This window comes from Streptomyces sp. NBC_00224, assembly GCF_041435195.1.
Taxonomy (GTDB): Bacteria; Actinomycetota; Actinomycetes; order Streptomycetales; family Streptomycetaceae; genus Streptomyces.
Genome location: NZ_CP108106.1, coordinates 7,296,858 through 7,312,308, shown reverse-complemented (window position 1 = coordinate 7,312,308; position 15,451 = coordinate 7,296,858). Strand labels below are relative to the sequence as shown.

At 72.0% G+C, this 15,451-nt stretch carries 14 protein-coding genes; 5 read left to right on the top strand and 9 right to left on the bottom strand.

What is annotated here, in order from left to right; genetic code table 11:
- Positions 1 to 28: 28 nt before the first annotated feature.
- Positions 29 to 745, bottom strand: a complete 717-nt coding sequence (locus tag OG965_RS32625) for a hypothetical protein (protein WP_371655642.1) — start codon at positions 743 to 745, stop codon at positions 29 to 31.
- 288 nt (positions 746 to 1,033) lie between these two features.
- Between OG965_RS32625 and OG965_RS32620 the strand changes: the two genes are divergently transcribed.
- From OG965_RS32620 to OG965_RS32610, 3 genes are all read left to right on the top strand, one after another.
- The gene (locus OG965_RS32620; protein ID WP_371655641.1) at positions 1,034 to 1,711 is read left to right on the top strand and encodes a helix-turn-helix domain-containing protein; all 678 of its coding nucleotides are present in this window, start codon (positions 1,034 to 1,036) and stop codon (positions 1,709 to 1,711) included.
- An 89-nt stretch (positions 1,712 to 1,800) separates the two neighbouring features.
- A complete protein-coding gene (locus tag OG965_RS32615) occupies positions 1,801 to 3,075 on the top strand; it encodes a VWA domain-containing protein (protein ID WP_371655640.1) in 1,275 nt (424 codons plus the stop codon).
- A complete protein-coding gene (locus OG965_RS32610; RefSeq protein WP_371655639.1) occupies positions 3,075 to 3,836 on the top strand; it encodes a hypothetical protein in 762 nt (253 codons plus the stop codon). Before OG965_RS32615 ends, OG965_RS32610 begins: the two co-directional genes overlap by 1 nt.
- Before the next feature lie 7 nt (positions 3,837 to 3,843).
- Here the strand turns inward: OG965_RS32610 and pcaD are convergent, their stop codons facing one another.
- The 5 genes from pcaD to OG965_RS32585 are packed head-to-tail and all read right to left on the bottom strand — an operon-like array spanning position 3,844 to position 7,849.
- Positions 3,844 to 4,989, bottom strand: coding sequence for a 3-oxoadipate enol-lactonase (gene pcaD / locus OG965_RS32605; RefSeq protein ID WP_371655638.1), 1,146 nt, complete (start codon positions 4,987 to 4,989; stop codon positions 3,844 to 3,846).
- Positions 4,976 to 5,497, bottom strand: a complete 522-nt coding sequence (gene pcaG / locus OG965_RS32600) for a protocatechuate 3,4-dioxygenase subunit alpha (protein ID WP_371655637.1) — start codon at positions 5,495 to 5,497, stop codon at positions 4,976 to 4,978. Before pcaG ends, pcaD begins: the two co-directional genes overlap by 14 nt.
- Positions 5,494 to 6,270, bottom strand: coding sequence for a protocatechuate 3,4-dioxygenase subunit beta (gene pcaH / locus OG965_RS32595; RefSeq protein WP_371655636.1), 777 nt, complete (start codon positions 6,268 to 6,270; stop codon positions 5,494 to 5,496). Before pcaH ends, pcaG begins: the two co-directional genes overlap by 4 nt.
- 11 nt (positions 6,271 to 6,281) lie before the next feature.
- Complete coding sequence (locus OG965_RS32590; protein WP_371655635.1) at positions 6,282 to 7,049, bottom strand: CoA-transferase subunit beta; 768 nt, start codon at positions 7,047 to 7,049, stop codon at positions 6,282 to 6,284.
- Positions 7,046 to 7,849 carry a CoA transferase subunit A gene (locus OG965_RS32585; protein WP_371655634.1) on the bottom strand — a complete coding sequence of 268 codons (804 nt, stop codon included), beginning with the start codon at positions 7,847 to 7,849 and terminating at the stop codon, positions 7,046 to 7,048. The genes OG965_RS32590 and OG965_RS32585 overlap by 4 nt, the downstream gene beginning before the upstream one ends.
- A gap of 190 nt (positions 7,850 to 8,039) precedes the next feature.
- Between OG965_RS32585 and OG965_RS32580 the strand changes: the two genes are divergently transcribed.
- Together OG965_RS32580 and OG965_RS32575 are read left to right on the top strand one after the other, a co-directional pair.
- Positions 8,040 to 8,501, top strand: a complete 462-nt coding sequence (locus OG965_RS32580) for a MarR family winged helix-turn-helix transcriptional regulator (protein WP_371655633.1) — start codon at positions 8,040 to 8,042, stop codon at positions 8,499 to 8,501.
- Positions 8,502 to 8,589: 88 nt separating this feature from the next.
- The gene (locus OG965_RS32575) at positions 8,590 to 9,480 is read left to right on the top strand and encodes an NAD(P)-dependent oxidoreductase (RefSeq protein ID WP_371655632.1); all 891 of its coding nucleotides are present in this window, start codon (positions 8,590 to 8,592) and stop codon (positions 9,478 to 9,480) included.
- Positions 9,481 to 9,492: 12 nt separating this feature from the next.
- On the opposite strand, the gene OG965_RS32570 is transcribed toward OG965_RS32575, so the two are convergent.
- From OG965_RS32570 to OG965_RS32560, 3 genes are all read right to left on the bottom strand, one after another.
- Positions 9,493 to 10,923 carry an FAD-dependent oxidoreductase gene (locus tag OG965_RS32570; RefSeq protein WP_371655631.1) on the bottom strand — a complete coding sequence of 477 codons (1,431 nt, stop codon included), beginning with the start codon at positions 10,921 to 10,923 and terminating at the stop codon, positions 9,493 to 9,495.
- Positions 10,924 to 11,138: 215 nt separating this feature from the next.
- Positions 11,139 to 13,196 carry a phosphocholine-specific phospholipase C gene (locus OG965_RS32565; protein ID WP_371655630.1) on the bottom strand — a complete coding sequence of 686 codons (2,058 nt, stop codon included), beginning with the start codon at positions 13,194 to 13,196 and terminating at the stop codon, positions 11,139 to 11,141.
- A 170-nt stretch (positions 13,197 to 13,366) separates the two neighbouring features.
- Entirely contained in the window at positions 13,367 to 15,052 is a 1,686-nt protein-coding gene (locus OG965_RS32560; RefSeq protein ID WP_371655629.1) for a cytochrome bc complex cytochrome b subunit, read from the bottom strand.
- Positions 15,053 to 15,451: the final 399 nt, after the last annotated feature.

Genomic DNA, 15,451 nt, shown 5'->3' with positions numbered 1-15,451 from the left:
TGTCTACGTCGGCCGCCGCGGGTGGCTCTCAGCTGTCGACGGGGGCCGGCTCCATGCGGACGACGCTCAGATGGCCTCGGCGCCGGGTGATCACGACGTTCCTCGGCGCGCTCCTGGGCGCGTGCGCGCGGGCCTCTGCGCGCTCGCGGCGCAGGACCAGGGTGACCCGGCGCAGTCCCAGCTCGCCCAGCGCGCCGGAGGAATCGTCGAGGACGCGGCACTCCACGGCGTCCCAGCCGGGGTCGGGGTGGCGCACCGCGCGCACGGTCCCGTCGTGGTGCACGGCGGCCGGGCCGACCATGCGCATCCAGTGCGGCAGGCCCTGCTGGTAGGCCGCGCTCATCAGTGGGTCGTCGGCGATCTCGCGGCGCACGGCCCGCAGTTCGGGGTCGTGCGGGTCCTGCTCCAGAGCGGACGAGAGCTGCGCGAGCATGGGCAGGCACCAGCCCGTCTCGTGCTGGGCTAGCACGGAGCCCGCGTGGGGGTGGAAGAGGACGAAGCGCAGGAAGTTGTGGCGCGGCATCGCGGTGGGGTGGGGGCCCACGGCCCGGAAGAGCGTGTCGTACGCGGTATTGGCGTGCACGATGTTCCAGCTGCGGTCGACGAGGAACGACGGTAAGTCCGTGGCGTCCATCATCGCGATGTGGTCGTCGACGTAGGCACGCGCCTCGGCGTCCCACTGGCCGGTGGCGGTGGCGGTGGCGCCCCGTACGTTCTCCGGTACGGGGCCGGCTGACCTGTTCACCAACGGTTCTTTCACCATCGAGAACGCGACTCCTCTTGCAGGCACGCGGTGCGCCTGCCGTCCTCCACGTCCTCATCGCACAGAGGTCGATCTTCGCACCGTGCTGCGATCCTGCTCCCGCCGACGAGACAATGTCAACCATCGTGGCATTCCAGCCCGAGAACGCCTCAAATACGCCACAGCTGTGGCAAGTTCTGGTTCTCGACGGCGTGAGCAAGTAGCCTCCGGACATATTCACTCTGTGTTCGAGCTGTGCGGAGCAACTCGTGTGATCTAGGAGAATTACTGGTGACGGACGGCTTCTCGGATCCGGGACCGGCGGCCACGGGCCCCCTGGGGGACATCGCCGCCCGCGTCGACGAACTGGCCCGCAAGCTCGGAATGAGCCAGGCAGAGGTCTTCGACGTCCACCAGCTCTCCGACGCCTCGGGTGTTCCGGCCGACGTCGTCCAGGCCCTGCTCGACGGCGCCCAGGCCGGCGAGCCGGACGTCCAGGCCCGGTTCCTCCAGCGCTTCGGAGCGCTGCGCCGCTCCCGGCTCAAAACCAACGGCCGCCCCTACACCCAGCAGGAGATAGCCGACGGCGCCGGGATGTCCCGGCAGCAGGCGGGTGCGCTCATCAACGGCGACCGGCGCCCGACCATGGAGCACTGCGACGCCATCCAGCGCTTCTTCAAGGTCCACGCGGGCTATCTCACCGCCGAGGACAGCGAGGCCCTGGGCGACGCCCTGCTCCGCACCGAGCAGGAGCTGCTGCACGCCTTCGCCGCCCGCGAGCACGACCGGGAGCGCGAACTCGACGCGCTCGCCCCGGCCGGGGAGGACCCGCTGGAGCGCCTGCTCCAGGACCACGGGGTGCGCGGCATCGCCTGGCGGGCCGCCCAGCTCCCCACGGACAAGCACCGGGACAAGGTAACCGAGTGGCTGGACATGCTCCTGGAGAGCGTGAAGCGGGCGGATCCCTGACCTGGGCGCCCTTCGGCCCGCCTCGCGGGGGAACCGGCCGCCGCACCGCTGGATTTGGGCGGGGATACGATCTTCCATAGGATCCGGCGATGATCACCAGAAAACGGCTGGCGGCCGGGGTGGGCGCGCTGCTCGCCACCCTCGCCACCGGTATCCTCCCGGCCGACGCGGTCGCGGACGACGGACCGCCCGCACAGAAGGCCGCACCCAAGGTCGAGCTGGTGCTCGACGTCAGCGGCTCGATGCGGGCCCGCGACATCGACGGCCAGTCCCGGATCGCCGTCGCCAAGCAGGCCTTCAACGACGTACTGGACTCGGTCCCGCCGGAGGTCGAGCTCGGCATACGCACGCTCGGCGCCAACTACCCGGGCAACGACCGCCAGGTCGGCTGCAAGGACACCCGCCAGCTGTACCCGGTCGGCCCGCTGGACCGCACCGAGGCGAAGACCGCCGTCGCCACGCTCGCCCCGACCGGCTGGACGCCGATCGGCCCCGCCCTCCAGGGTGCGGCGCAGGACCTCAAGGGCGGCGAGGCGACCCGCCGGATCGTGCTCATCACGGACGGCGAGGACACCTGCGCCCCGCTCGACCCGTGCGAGGTGGCGCGCGACATCGCCGCCCAGGGCATCCACCTGGTCATCGACACCCTCGGCCTCAACCCGGACGCCAAGACCCGTGACCAGCTGACCTGCATCGCCCAGGCGACCGGCGGCACGTACACCGCGGTGAAGCACAAGGACGAGCTCAAGGACCGCGTCAAGCAGTCGGTGGACCGCGCCGCCGACCCGGTCGTGGTCCCGGTCGCCACCAACGGCGCCGCGAGCTGCGAGAGCGCGCCCCAGCTCAAGCCCGGCCTGTACACCGACCGTGAGACGTTCGGCGAGCACCGCTGGTACAAGGTCGATGTCAAGCCCGGCCAGGAGCTGCGCGCCGCCGTCAGCATCGGCGCCGACCGCCCCGTCAACAACGACTACGGCGTCCTGATGCGGGCCGTCACCCGGCACGGCCGGGAGATCGTCCGCGGCTCCGAGGCGGGCGACGGCCGCACCGACCTGATCTCGACGGGTCTGCGCTATCCGAAGCCGAAGGCCAAGGACGACGCCGATAAGGACACCGTGGAGACCGTGTGCCTCCAGGTCAGCAACTCCTTCTCGGCGCCCGCGTCGGTGAAGACCACGCCCGGCATGCCGGTCGAGCTGACCGTGGACATCGTCGACGGCCCCGACCAGCCGTCCGACGTGGCCGCCTTCGGCCTCGGCCGCGGCTGGTGGCTGCTCGGCGTCCTGGTGCTCACCGGCCTGCTCGCCGGTCTGCTGTGGGGCTGGATCTCGCGCTGGCGCGTGGCTGTCTGGAGGACCAACTGATGCGTACCCCAAGGATGCTGGCCGCGGCGCTGCTCACCGGCGCCGCGCTGCTCGCCCCGGCGGCCCCCGCGCTGGCCGGAACGCCGTCGCCCAGCCCGAGCAAGTCCACCGGCGCGCCGACGGAGGCGGGCACCACGTTCCGTACCGCGACGCCCGTCGAGCAGGGCCAGCAGGCCACGGCGACGGCGTCGAGCGGTGACTACCTGTACTGGGTCTTCCCCGCCGACGCGGGGCAGCGCCCCACCGTCGACGCCACGGTGACGCTGCCGTCGGCCGGCCGCCAGGCGGCGACGACCTGGCGGATCGACGTGTACGACGGGCTGCGCCGCCGCCAGCCGTGCATGTACGGGGCGCAGTCCCGCGCGGCCGCGCCCGACGCCACCAGCGTGACGCTCTCCTGCACGCTGCGCCCGGTGCGGGCCTGGGCCGACGGCTGGTCGAACGACCCGCTGCCGGGCAGCTATTTCGTACGGCTGACCGCCGTCGGTCTGCCCGCCTCCGAGCGGGGTCTGCCCGTCAAGGCGGAGATGAAGCCGACCACCATGAAGACGGGCGGCTCCAAGGCGGTGGACGGCAGTCTCTCCACCCCGCTGGGAGCGGGCGGCCCGAAGGCCGAGCCGGAGGACGGCTGGTCGTCCGGCTGGTGGACCGACCGCTGGATCTGGACGGCCGTCGGCGGTGTACTCGGCGCGCTCGCCGGTGTCGCCGGGTACGCGCTGACCCGCGGCCGCGGCCGCCCGTCGTACGCCCCACAGGGCTGACGGTCCGTCACTCCGCCTGCGCCACCGGCTCGGCCAGCACGCGCTGGGCCACGGCGAAGGCGGAGTTGGCGGCGGGCACCCCGCAGTAGACCGCGGTCTGCAGCAGGGCCGCGCCGATCTCGTCCGGGGTGAGCCCGCCGCGCCGCGCGGCCCGCACATGGAGGGCCAGCTCGTCCAGCTGCCCGCGGGCCACCAGCGCGGTCAGTGTGATGAGGCTGCGCTCGCGCCGGGTGAGCGTCGGATCGCCCCAGATCTCGCCCCAGGCGTACCGGGTGACGAGGTCCTGGAAGCGGGCGGTGAAGGCGTCGGTGCGGGCCTCGGCCCGGTCGACATGGGCGTCCCCGAGGACCTCCCGGCGGATCGCGGCGCCGCCGGGCGCGGGCGGCACGAAGTGGCCGCGCAGAGCGGCCAGTACGGCCTCGGGGCGCTCCACCGGGGCCAGGTGGGAGGCGCCCGCGATCTCTACGAGCGACGCTCCCGGAACGGCGTCCGCGAGTTCGCGCGCGTGTGCGGGCGGGGTGACCGGGTCGGCCCGCCCGGCGACCACCAGCGTCGGCGCCGCGATCTTCTTCAGCTCCGTCCGCAGGTCGTACCCGGCCAGGGCGTCGCACGCCGCCGCGTAGCCGCGCGGGTCGGCGGCGCGCAGGTCCGCGAGCGGGCCCGGCGCCTCGAACCCGGGCGTGAACCACCGCCCGGCCGCGCCCGCCGCGACCGGCTCCATCCCCTCCCGGCGTACGACGCCGGCGCGCTCGTGCCAGGGTTCCCGGCCGCCGAAGTCCGCCGAGGCGCAGACCACGGCGAGCCGGTCGACGCGGTCCGGATGGTGCGCGGCGAGCCACATCCCGACGGCCCCGCCGAGCGAGACCCCCGCGTACGAGAAGCCGCGGACGCCCAGCGAGTCGGCGAGGCGGAGCACGAGGCGGGCGAGGTCCCCGACGCCGGCGCCCGGCCCGATCAGCGCGGCGGGCGAGCCCCCGTGGCCGGGCAGGTCCCACCGTACGACCCGGTGGGTGGCGGCGAGTCCGGGGGCGACGCCGTCCCACACGGCCGTGGACGTCCCCAGCGCGGGCCCGAGGACCAGCACCGGGCCGCCCGCCGGGCCTTCGCAGCGGTGGTGGAGGAGCCCTGCGTCCCCGGGGTCAGCGGAACTCAAGGAACACCGTCTCCTTCGCACCCTGGAGGTGGATGTCGAAGCGGTGGCCGCGCGCTCCCGGGTCGGGCAACGCCACCAGCGTGCGGCGCAGCTCCGGCTCCAGGGAGTCGAGCAGCGCATCCGGCGCCCCGGTCAGATACACCCGGGTGAAGAGGTGGTGCAGCAGGCCCCGCGCGAACACCGCGACGCAGAGGTACGGGACCCCGGCGGGCGCCAGTGTGCGGACGGTCCAGTGGCCGGCCGCGTCGGTGGGGACCCGGCCGAAGCCGGTGAAGTCGACCCCGTTGCGGCCGAGGGAACCGGGCTTCCCGGTCCCGGAGCCGTCGGGCCCCGGCTGCCAGAACTCCAGGAGGGCGTCCGGCACGGGCTCGCCCTCGCCGTCGTAGACGTGGCCGTGCAGCGTGACGGTGTCCGGGTGACCCGGCGGGGCCATCGCCTCGCCGCCCGCGAAGGGCAGGGCGTGGCCGTAGAAGGGGCCGATGGTCTGGGAGGGCGTCGGGTGCCTCACTGCTCCCCCTCCGCGAACGAGGTGGCCGAGGGGCCGTCGAGGACGATGTCCCAGCGGTAGCCCAACGACCAGTCGGGGACCGACAGTTCGGGATCGTACGCCGCGACCAGACGCCGCCGCGCGGCCTCCTCGGGGACCGAGAGCAGGATCGGGTCGTAGTTCAGCAGCGGGTCGCCCGGGAAGTACATCTGGGTGATCAGCCGCTGGGTGAAGGCGGTCCCGAAGAGCGAGAAGTGGATGTGCGCGGGCCGCCAGGCGTTCTCGTGGTTCTGCCAGGGGTAGGCGCCCGGCTTGACGGTGGTGAAGGAGTAGCGCCCGTCCGCGTCGGTGAGGCAGCGGCCGAAGCCGGTGAAGTGCGGGTCGAGGGGCGCGCGGTGCCGGTCGAGCTGATGGGCGTACCGCCCGGCCGCGTTGGCCTGCCAGATCTCGGTCAGCTGACCCGCCACCGGCCGCCCCCGGCGGTCCAGGATCCGGCCGCTCACCGTGATGCGCTCCCCCAGCGGCTCGCCCCGGTGGTGCACGGTCAGATCGTGGTCGAGCGGGCCGACGTCGGTGGCGCCGAAGACCGGCCCGCGCAGCTCGACGGCCTCCGGGTCGCGCACCGGCACGGGCGGGCGCCGTGGATGGCGCAGCCGGCTGCCCACGTACGGCGGGAAGTCGCGCGGCGGATGGCCGGCGCCCCGCACCGCGGCCCGGGCGTCGGCCGCCTCCGTGTCGATGACATGCTGATCGAGACCGCCGGGCGGTGCCCCGTACTGCTGACGAGATGTCATCCCTGCCTCCTTCAGGCCGATTTGAGAGCGCTCAGCTCCTTCAGCTCCACTTCGCTGGGCGGTGGGGTCACCCCCACCCGGTCGGCGGTCCGCAGCGGCCACCCCGTCGCCTCCCGCACCTGGTCGACGGTGACGCCGGGGTGCACCTCGGTCAGGACCAGTTCGGCGGTCTCCGGGTCCGGGCGCAGGACGCCGAGGTCGGTGATGACGGCGACCGGGCCCCGGCCGCGCAGCCCGTGGCGGGCGCGGTCGCCGGGGCCGCTCCCGTGGCCCAGGGTGGTGACGAAGTCGAGGCGCTCGACCAGGGTGCGCGGCGAGTGGCGCAGCGCGATCAGCACCTCGCCGCAGTGCGCGGCGATCTCGGGGGCGCCGCCCGCACCGGGCAGCCGCCCCCGCGGGCGGCCGGAACCCCGGTCCACCTCGGTCGTGTTGATGTTGGCGTACCGGTCCAGCTGGGCCGCGCCGAGGAAACCGACGTCGATGCGGCCGCCCTGGAGCCAGTAGTTGAACATCTCGGTCACCGGGACCAGCGCGTCGGCGGTGTCGGCGAGTTCGCCGTCGCCGATGGAGAGCGGCAGCCGGGACGGCTTGGCGCCGATGGCCCCCGACTCGTAGATCAGGACCAGACCGGGGTTGTGCACCCGGCGGGCGAGGTTGGCGGCCGTGGACGGCAGTCCGATGCCCACGAAGCACGTCCGCGCGCCCGCGAGGGCCCGCGCCGCGCCCACCTCCATCAGCACCTCGCCGCCGAGGCGGCCCCGGCCCGGCCCGTCGCTCATCCGGTCACACACTCCTTGAGCCACTGCTGGAACACGCCCCGGTCCCGCGAGACGTGGTCCCACTCCCGGTAGTAGTCGTTGTCCCGCTCCGAGTACCCCGCGGCGTACGAGGGATGGGCGCCGCCGGGCACCCAGGCGACGGCGTCGACGACCCAGCCCGGCAGCACCACGCCGCCCGGGCGCGGCTCCAGCACCTCGACGAGCTCCTCGACGGTGACGAGCACCCGCTCGGCCGCGAGGACCGCCTCCTTCTGCACCCCGGCGAGCCCCCACAGCTGGACGTTGCCCTCGCGGTCGGCCTGCTGGGCGTGGATGACCGTGACGTCCGGGTTGACCGCGGCGACCGCCGCCAGCTCCTGCCCGGTGAAGGGGCAGTCGACGGTTGACAGCGTTGTCGTACGGCGTCCCAGATCGCTCCCCCGGTAGCCGTTGAGCAGCGCGAACGGCAGCCGCGAGGCGCCCGCCGCATAGCGGTTGGCCATGCCCGCGTGGCTGTGCTCGTCCAGCTCCAGCGGCCGCGGCCAGCCGTTCTCGACCGCGTCGCGGAAGCGGTGCAGCGAGCCGACCCCCGGGTTGCCGCCCCAGGAGAACACCAGCTTCCTGGCCAGCCCCGCCCCGATGAGCTGGTCGTAGATCACGTCCGGGGTCATCCGCACCAGAGTGAGATCGGTGATGCCCTGCCGGATGACCTCATGGGCCGCCGCGAACGGAATGAGATGGGTGAACCCCTCCATGGCGACCGTGTCCCCGTCGCGGATCAGGTCGGCCACCGCCTCGCGCAGCCCTCGAATTTCGGCCATTGCTTCCCCCTGCCCTTCGCTTCCCCGTAGCGGTAGGCTCAGTGTTTAGTCAGTGCACTGAGCACCTACCGCCTTCCGAAGCTAACGGGACGAGTCGGACGGGTCAACACCCTCAGTGTGCTGAACACTTGACCGTACGCGGTTGACCGAAAGCGCTCGCTACCGAGCGGCAGCACGAGAGGAACACGCCGTGTCCGCAGTCGACTTGAGCGGCCACCCCGGACATCTGGCCCGGCGGCTCCAGCAGGTCCACTATCTGCTCTGGAACACCATGGTCTCCGAGCGGACCACCTCCCCCCAGTTCGCCGTCCTCAACACCCTGGTCGCCTCCCCGGGCCTGGACCAGCGGACCGTCGGCGAGCGCGTGGGCCTGGACCGGTCGACCATCGCCGAGGTCATCAGCCGGCTCACCCGGCGCGGCCTGCTGCGCAAGACGCGCGACCCGCGCGACGGCCGCCGCTCCCGGCTCGCCGTCACCGACGAGGGCCGCGCCGTGCACCGCGAACTCACCGTCCGCACCGGCCGGATGAACGAGGTCTTCCTCGCCCCGCTGGCCCCCGCCGAACAGACCGTCTTCCTCGACCTGCTGCGCCGGGTCGCGGACGCGGCCGAGGTCCTGGGCGACGCCGGCGAGGAGGCGGAGGCGAGCTGACCGGGCGAGGCGATCCACACCGCCGCCCCCTTCGGACGCCAAGCTGGTCCGGTACGCACGGGACCGCGCCCGACGAAGGAGACCCGCCATGTCCGTCCCCAGCACCGCCCCCGACCGCCCGACCGTCGCCGTCCTCGGCACCGGGATCATGGGCGCGGGCATGGCCCGCAGCCTGCTGCGCGCGGGGCTGCCGGTGCGCGTCTGGAACCGTACGCACGCCAAGGCCGCGCCGCTCGCCGCCGACGGGGCGCATGTCTGCGCGAGCCCCGAGGAGGCGGTGAGCGGCGCGGACGTCGTCCTGACCATGCTGCACGACGGCCTCTCGGTCGCGGAGACGATCGAGGCGGCCGCGCCGGGCCTGACCCCCGGCACCCTGTGGCTCCAGTGCGCCACGGTCGGCCCGGAGGCGTCCACCGAACTCGCCGCGCGTGCGGCCGAGTTGGGCCTCGCCTATCTCGACGCGCCGGTGGCCGGCACCCGGCTCCCGGCCGAGCGGGGCGAGCTCACCGTCTTCGTCGCCGGTCCGCAGGAGGCCCAGGAGGCCGCCGCGCCCGTCCTGGAGGCGATCGGGCAGCGCACCATCCGGGCGGGCGAGGAGCCGGGCGCGGCCTCCCGGCTGAAGCTGGTCGTCAACACGTGGGTGATCAACCTGGTGAACAGCGTCGCCGAGTGCCTCAACCTCGCCGAGGCACTCGAACTCGACCCCAAGGTGTTCCTGGACGCCATGGCGGGCGGGCCGCTGGACAGCGCGTACCTCCAGGGCAAGTCGGCGGCCCTGCTCTCCGGCGACCTCACCCCCAGCTTCGCGCTCTCGACCGCGCTCAAGGACGCACGGCTGATCCTCGAAGCGGCCGAGCGCACGGGCGTACGGCTCGACCTGATGACCGCGTCCGCCGCGCGGTTCACCCGGGCGCAGTCGGCGGGGCATGGCGAGGAGGACATGATCGCGACGTACTTCGCGGGCCGCTCGCAGCCGTGACCGGTACGGCCCCTACACCTCCTCCCGCTCCTCCCGCCGCAGCGGCGGCTCCGGCGGCGTGGCCCGTACGGGGCCGAACAGCACCGCCTTCGCGATGCGCGGCGCGAACAGCGAGGTCACCGGGGCCGTCAGGAACAGGACTTCGCGGAAGGCCGCGCCCACGACCGGGTCGCCGGTGGCGCGCAGTTCGACACGCTCCAGGTACCACCCCGAGATCCGGTCGGCCACCGTGCCGCCCGCCGCGCTGCCCTCGGCACCCGGCATGTTCTTGTCCGACCCGGCCGAGATGTCCCACGCCTGGCGCGCCGCCGCGAACAGCGCCTTCTGTACGCGGCGGGTCGTCGGCGTACGCCGGGTGTCGGTGAGCGCGTCGCGCAGGGCGACGGCGCCCAGGGCCGCGACCGTCATGCCCTGTCCGTAGATCGGGTTGAACACGCACTGGGCGTCACCGGTGGCCAGGAACCCGGCCGGGCGGCGGCCGGGGCGGTCGTAGCGACGGCGCACGTTCGCGGTGGTGCGGTAGGAGAGCGCGGCGGACTCGGGCTTCGCCCCGTCGAGCCAGCGGCGCACGATCGGGTGCGGCAGCCGGTCGGCGAACTCGGTGAACCCCGCGTCGTCCGTGGGCGGTTCGGCGCCGCGCAGCCCGGAGAGCGTGACCATCCACCGGTCGCCCTCGGTCGGCAGCACCACCGCCCCGTACGTCTGGCCTACGTTGGGGACGATGAAGTGCCCGTCCATGTCGTCGTAGTCCGACCCGCCCGCCGGGCTCCGGTAGACCCGTGTCGCATAGGCGAGTCCGGTGTCCAGGGTCTCCTCTTCGGGCCGCTCCGCGCCCAGCGCGGTGAGCCAGTCGGGGGCCCGGCTGCCACGGCCGGAGGCGTCCACGACGAGGTCGGCGGCGATCGGCTGCGGCTCGCGGCCCACGGCGGCCGCCGCCGCTCCCCGCTCGCGCAGCAGCACCCCGCGCACCCGCCGGGCGTCGCCGAGCAGCCCCACCGCCTCGGTGCCCTGCACGGTCTCGATGCGCGGGTTGGCCAGAACCCGGCGGCGGACCAGCCACTCCAGGAGCGGCCGGGAGGGGGTGAGGATGTGGGCGGTGGCCTCGGTGCGCCGGTACCAGCTCCCGGCCTGCCACTGCACCAGGTCGCTCGGCATGCCGAGGTGGGGCGCGCCGTGCTCGCGCAGCTCGTCCGTGATGCCCGGCAGCAGTTCGTCGAAGGCCTGCTGACCGGCCGTCAGCAGGACGTGGGTGTGGCGGCTCTGCGGCACGCCGCCGCGCGGCTCGGGCCCGTCGGGCAGCCGGTCGCGCTCGATCACCGTGACCCGGTCGGCATGGTCCGCGAGCACATGGGCCGCGAGCAGCCCGGCCAGGCTCGCCCCGATGACGACGGCGTGCCGCCCCCCGCCCCGGGACGTGCCCGTCCCGTTCACCGTCTCCAACAACGTACTTCCCCTTGTCCGCCGCGATCCGTGGCCGACCAGTATGACGCGCCGCGACGCTGCCGACCTGCCGGAGTCATACGATTTGGCCCGATCCGACCGCTCGCTCGGCAGCGGTCGGGCCCCATGGAACGCACCGGCCACACGGCTCCCGCGGACCCCGTACACGCGGACCGGGCCGCCCCCAGGGGGACGGCCCGGCCACGGACGCGGAACGGTCAGGCGGTGAGGATCGCCGGGTCGCTGACGCCGACCGTGCCGGTCTCCACGTGTCCGGCGAACCGGCGCAGGAACGTGGAGCTGCCGCTGGAGACCACCGACACGTCGTACCAGCGCTTGCTCGCCGTCAGGTCGACCGTGTACTTGACGGTGGCGCCCGGCTGGACCGTGAGCGCCTGGGACGCGCCGCCGTACCCGTTGGTGACCGTGAGGCGCGCGCTCGACGTGCCCGCGTTGGTCAGGGTCAGGTCGAGGTTGCCGGTGGCCGCGTTGTGCCGGGCGGTCACCTCGGGACCCGCGGTCTTGCCGGGGTTGCGGAAGGTGCGCAGGAACCCGTTGGGGCCGAAGACCGTGAGGTCGGTGGTGCCCTTGGAGTACGCGGTGTTCCACGTGTCGGAGAGCGTCTTGCCCGCCTCGGTCGTGTAGGTCCACGGCCCGTCGGTGCGGTTCGGGGAGGTCACGAAGAACTGGGCGCCCGCCGAGGCGCCGGCGCCGAAGGTCAGCGTGAACTTGCCGGTGGACACGTTCGCCGAGCCGTCCACGTACGGCGCGTACCGCAGCGGCCGGGTGAGGCGCGAGCCCCGCTCCTGCTTGGGCACGCTGCCGGTCGTGGGCGGCACCGGCACGAAGTCCGGGTGCCGGTTGTGGTCCGGCGGCACATAGGCCGCCGTGGAGGGCAGCGCGGCGGGCGTGGTGTTCGACTTGCCGAAGTCGAACGCCGAGGTCAGGTCGCCGCAGATGGCCCGCCGCCAGGGCGAGATGTTGGGTTCCTGAACACCGAACCGGCGCTCCATGAAGCGGATGATCGAGGTGTGGTCGAAGGTCTCGGAGCAGCTGTAGCCGCCGGTGGACCAGGGCGACACGACGAGCATCGGGACGCGCTGGCCGAGCCCGTAGGCACCGGCGCCGTGGCTGATGTCACCGGCGTAGTAGTCGGCCGAGGTCGAGACCGTGGACAGGCCCTGGTTGGCCGAGGAGGGCGGGAACGGCGGCACGATGTGGTCGAAGAAGCCGTCGTTCTCGTCGTACGTGATGAACAGCGCGGTCTTCGCCCACACATCGGGGTTGGAGGTCAGCGCGTCGAGCACCTGGGAGATGTACCAGGCGCCGTAGTTCGCGGGCCAGTTGGGGTGCTCGGTGAACGCCTCGGGTGCGGCGATCCAGGACACCTGCGGCAGCTTCCCGGCCTTCACGTCGGCCTTGAGAATGTCGAAGAAGCCCTCGCCCGCCTTGGCGTTGGTGCCCGTGCGCGCCTTGTCGTAGAGCGGGTCGCCCGGCTTGGCGTTGCGGTAGGTGTTGAAGTACAGCAGCGAGTTGTCGCCGTAGTTGCCGCGGTAGGCGTCGTTGATCCAGCCCCAGCCGCCGGCCGCGTCCAGGCCGTCGCCGACGTCCTGGTAGATCTTCCAGGACACCCCGGCCTTCTCCAGCCGCTCGGGGTAGGTCGTCCAGCCGTACCCCTTCTCGTCGTTGCCGAGAACGGGCCCGCCGCCGGTGCCGTCGTTGCCGGTGTACCCGGTCCACATGTAGTAGCGGTTCGGGTCGGTGGAGCCGATGAACGAGCAGTGGTACGCGTCGCAGATGGTGAAGGCGTCGGCCAGCGCGTAGTGGAACGGGATGTCCTCACGGGTGAGGTACGCCATCGTGGTGGACGTCTTGGCGGGCACCCACTGGTCGTACTTGCCGTTGTTGAACGCCTTGTGGCCGCCGGCCCAGTCGTGGTTGAGGTCCTGGATGAACTGGAGACCGAGGTTGTCCGCCTTGGGCCGGAACGGCAGCACCTCCTTGCCGCCGCTCTCCTGATGCCAGACCGACTTGCCGCTGGGGAGCGTGACGGGGCGCGGGTCACCGAAGCCGCGCACGCCCTTGAGCGAGCCGAAGTAGTGGTCGAAGGAACGGTTCTCCTGCATCAGGACGACGACGTGCTCGACGTCCTGGATGCTGCCGGTGCTGCCCTGCGCCGGGATGGCGGCGGCGCGGGCGATGCTGTCGGACAGCATGGTGAGGGCCGCGGTGCCGCCGGCGAGCTGCATGAACCGGCGCCGATTGAGTTCAGCCATGAGTGAGGTGACCTCTGTAAGGGTGTGGGGACAGAAGCGACTGGAGTGTTCCAAGAACAGCGGTGAATACGGAAGACCCAGTGGCGTATCCGTGTCTCGCGGCAGTACGGAAGACGAACAGGGCCCCGCCGGAATCCGCCCGGCGGGGCCCGCAATCCTTACGTACTGCCCTAGTGCGACTGACGCGCCTGCTCCTGCCCCTCTTCCTGCTCGTGGCCGTGGCTCGAGCTCTGGATCTGCTTGTACTCCTCGACGGTGGCCTTGGGGACGTGCGAGCCCGGCCCGTACAGGGACTTGGCGAGCTTGGCGCGCAGCCTCTGGGAGCGGGTGACCTTGCGCGGTACGCCGTTCTCGTCGACCTCCGGGCCCAGTTCGAAGGGTGCGGGCTGCTCGTGCTGGGTGAGCTTGTAGAGCTGGCCCTGGTCGAGCGGCTCGTGCACCTCCACATACTCGCCATGCGGCAGCCGCTTGATAATGCCGCTCTCCCGGCCGTGCAGCGCCTTGTCCCGGTCACGGAGCTGGAGTCCCAGGCAGATGCGCTTGGTGACGATGAAGGTGAGCACCGGTCCGGCGAAGAAGCCGATCCTTACGAACCAGGTGATCGAGTTGATCGAGAGATGGAAGTGGGTGGCCCACAGGTCGTTGCCACCGCCGACCAGACACACGAAGTACATGGCCAGCCAGGCCGTACCGAGGCCGGTGCGGACGGGGTGGTTGCGCGGCCGGTCCGCGATGTGGTGCTCGCGCTTGTCCCCGGTGATCCACGCCTCGATGAACGGATAGGCACCGATCGCGGCGAGCAGCACCGGGAAGAGCATGAAGGGGATGAGGACGCCGAGGGCGAGCGTATGGCCCCAGGCGTTGATCTCCCAGCCGGGCATCACCCGGATCAGACCCTCCGAGAAGCCCAGGTACCAGTCGGGTTGGGCGCCGGTCGAGACGAGGTCGGGCCGGTAGGGCCCCATCGCCCACACGGGGTTGATGGTCGCCACCGCACCCATGATCGTCAGCAGCCCGAAGACCAGGAAGAAGAACCCGCCCGCCTTGGCGGTGTAGATGGGCATCAGAGGCGCACCCACGACGTTCTTCTCGGTCCGGCCGGGCCCGGCGAATTGGGTGTGTTTGTGGTAGAAGACCAGGATCAGATGGGTGACGACCAGCCCCAGGATGAGGCCCGGCAGCAGCAGCACGTGCGCCGAGTAGAGCCGCGGAATGATGTCGTGCCCGGGGAACTCTCCGCCGAAGAGGAAGAAGGAGATGTACGTACCGATCACCGGGATCGACAGGATGGCGCCGTCGGCGAACCGGATGCCGGTGCCGGAGAGCAGGTCGTCCGGGAGCGAGTAGCCGGTGAGACCGGTGATGAGGGCCGTGAACAGGATGGTCCAGCCGAACAGCCAGTTCAGCTCGCGCGGCTTGCGGTAGGCCCCGGTGAAGAACACCCGCATCATGTGCACAAGGAGCCCGGCGCAGAAGACCAGCGCGGCCCAGTGGTGGACCTGACGGATCAGCAGCCCGCCGCGCACATCGAAGCTGAGGTCGATGGTGGACTCGTAGGCCCTGGTCATCCGGACGCCGCTCAGCGGGGTGTACGAGCCGTGGTAGACGACCTCCACACCGCTCGGCTCGAAGAAGAGCGTCAGATAGATACCGGTGAGAATGAGGACGAGAAAGCTGTAGAGGCAGATCTCGCCGAACATGTAGGACCAGTGGTCCGGGAAGATCTTGCGCATCTGGGTCCTGGCGATCGAGTAGATCCCCAGACGCCCGTCCGCCCAGTCGGCGAACTTCTCACCCTTCGCCGGCTCGGCCGGCCGCGCTGCGTCGTCGGTGCCGCTCCTGATATCTGTGCTCATGCGTCTCCCCCTCAGGCGTTCCATCCCTCAAGGCCTGTAACAGGGTAGACATCCCAGCACCCGGGCCAACAGCCCTTACCCGGCCGCGACTTGAGTGAGCCGGGCCACGCGGTGACGGTGTGTTCCGAACGGGGTCGGCTACGGCGTCCGCCGAACGCCTCGGATTCGCCCGGCGGACGCCCGCGAGTCAGCCGACGAGAGGGACTTCGCGCGCGACGAGTTCCCAGGTGGGCTCGGACATGGCGGTGGCGGTGGCCGTGGCTGCGGCTGTGGTGTTCAAGTGCTGCTCCCCTGCGAGGTGTTCGGTGGGGTGGGGGTGACGGCGGTGACTGGCGGAGACGTAACAACGGCGGCTCACTTTGGAACGCCTAAGAATACCTACCGAGCGGTTCATTTTGC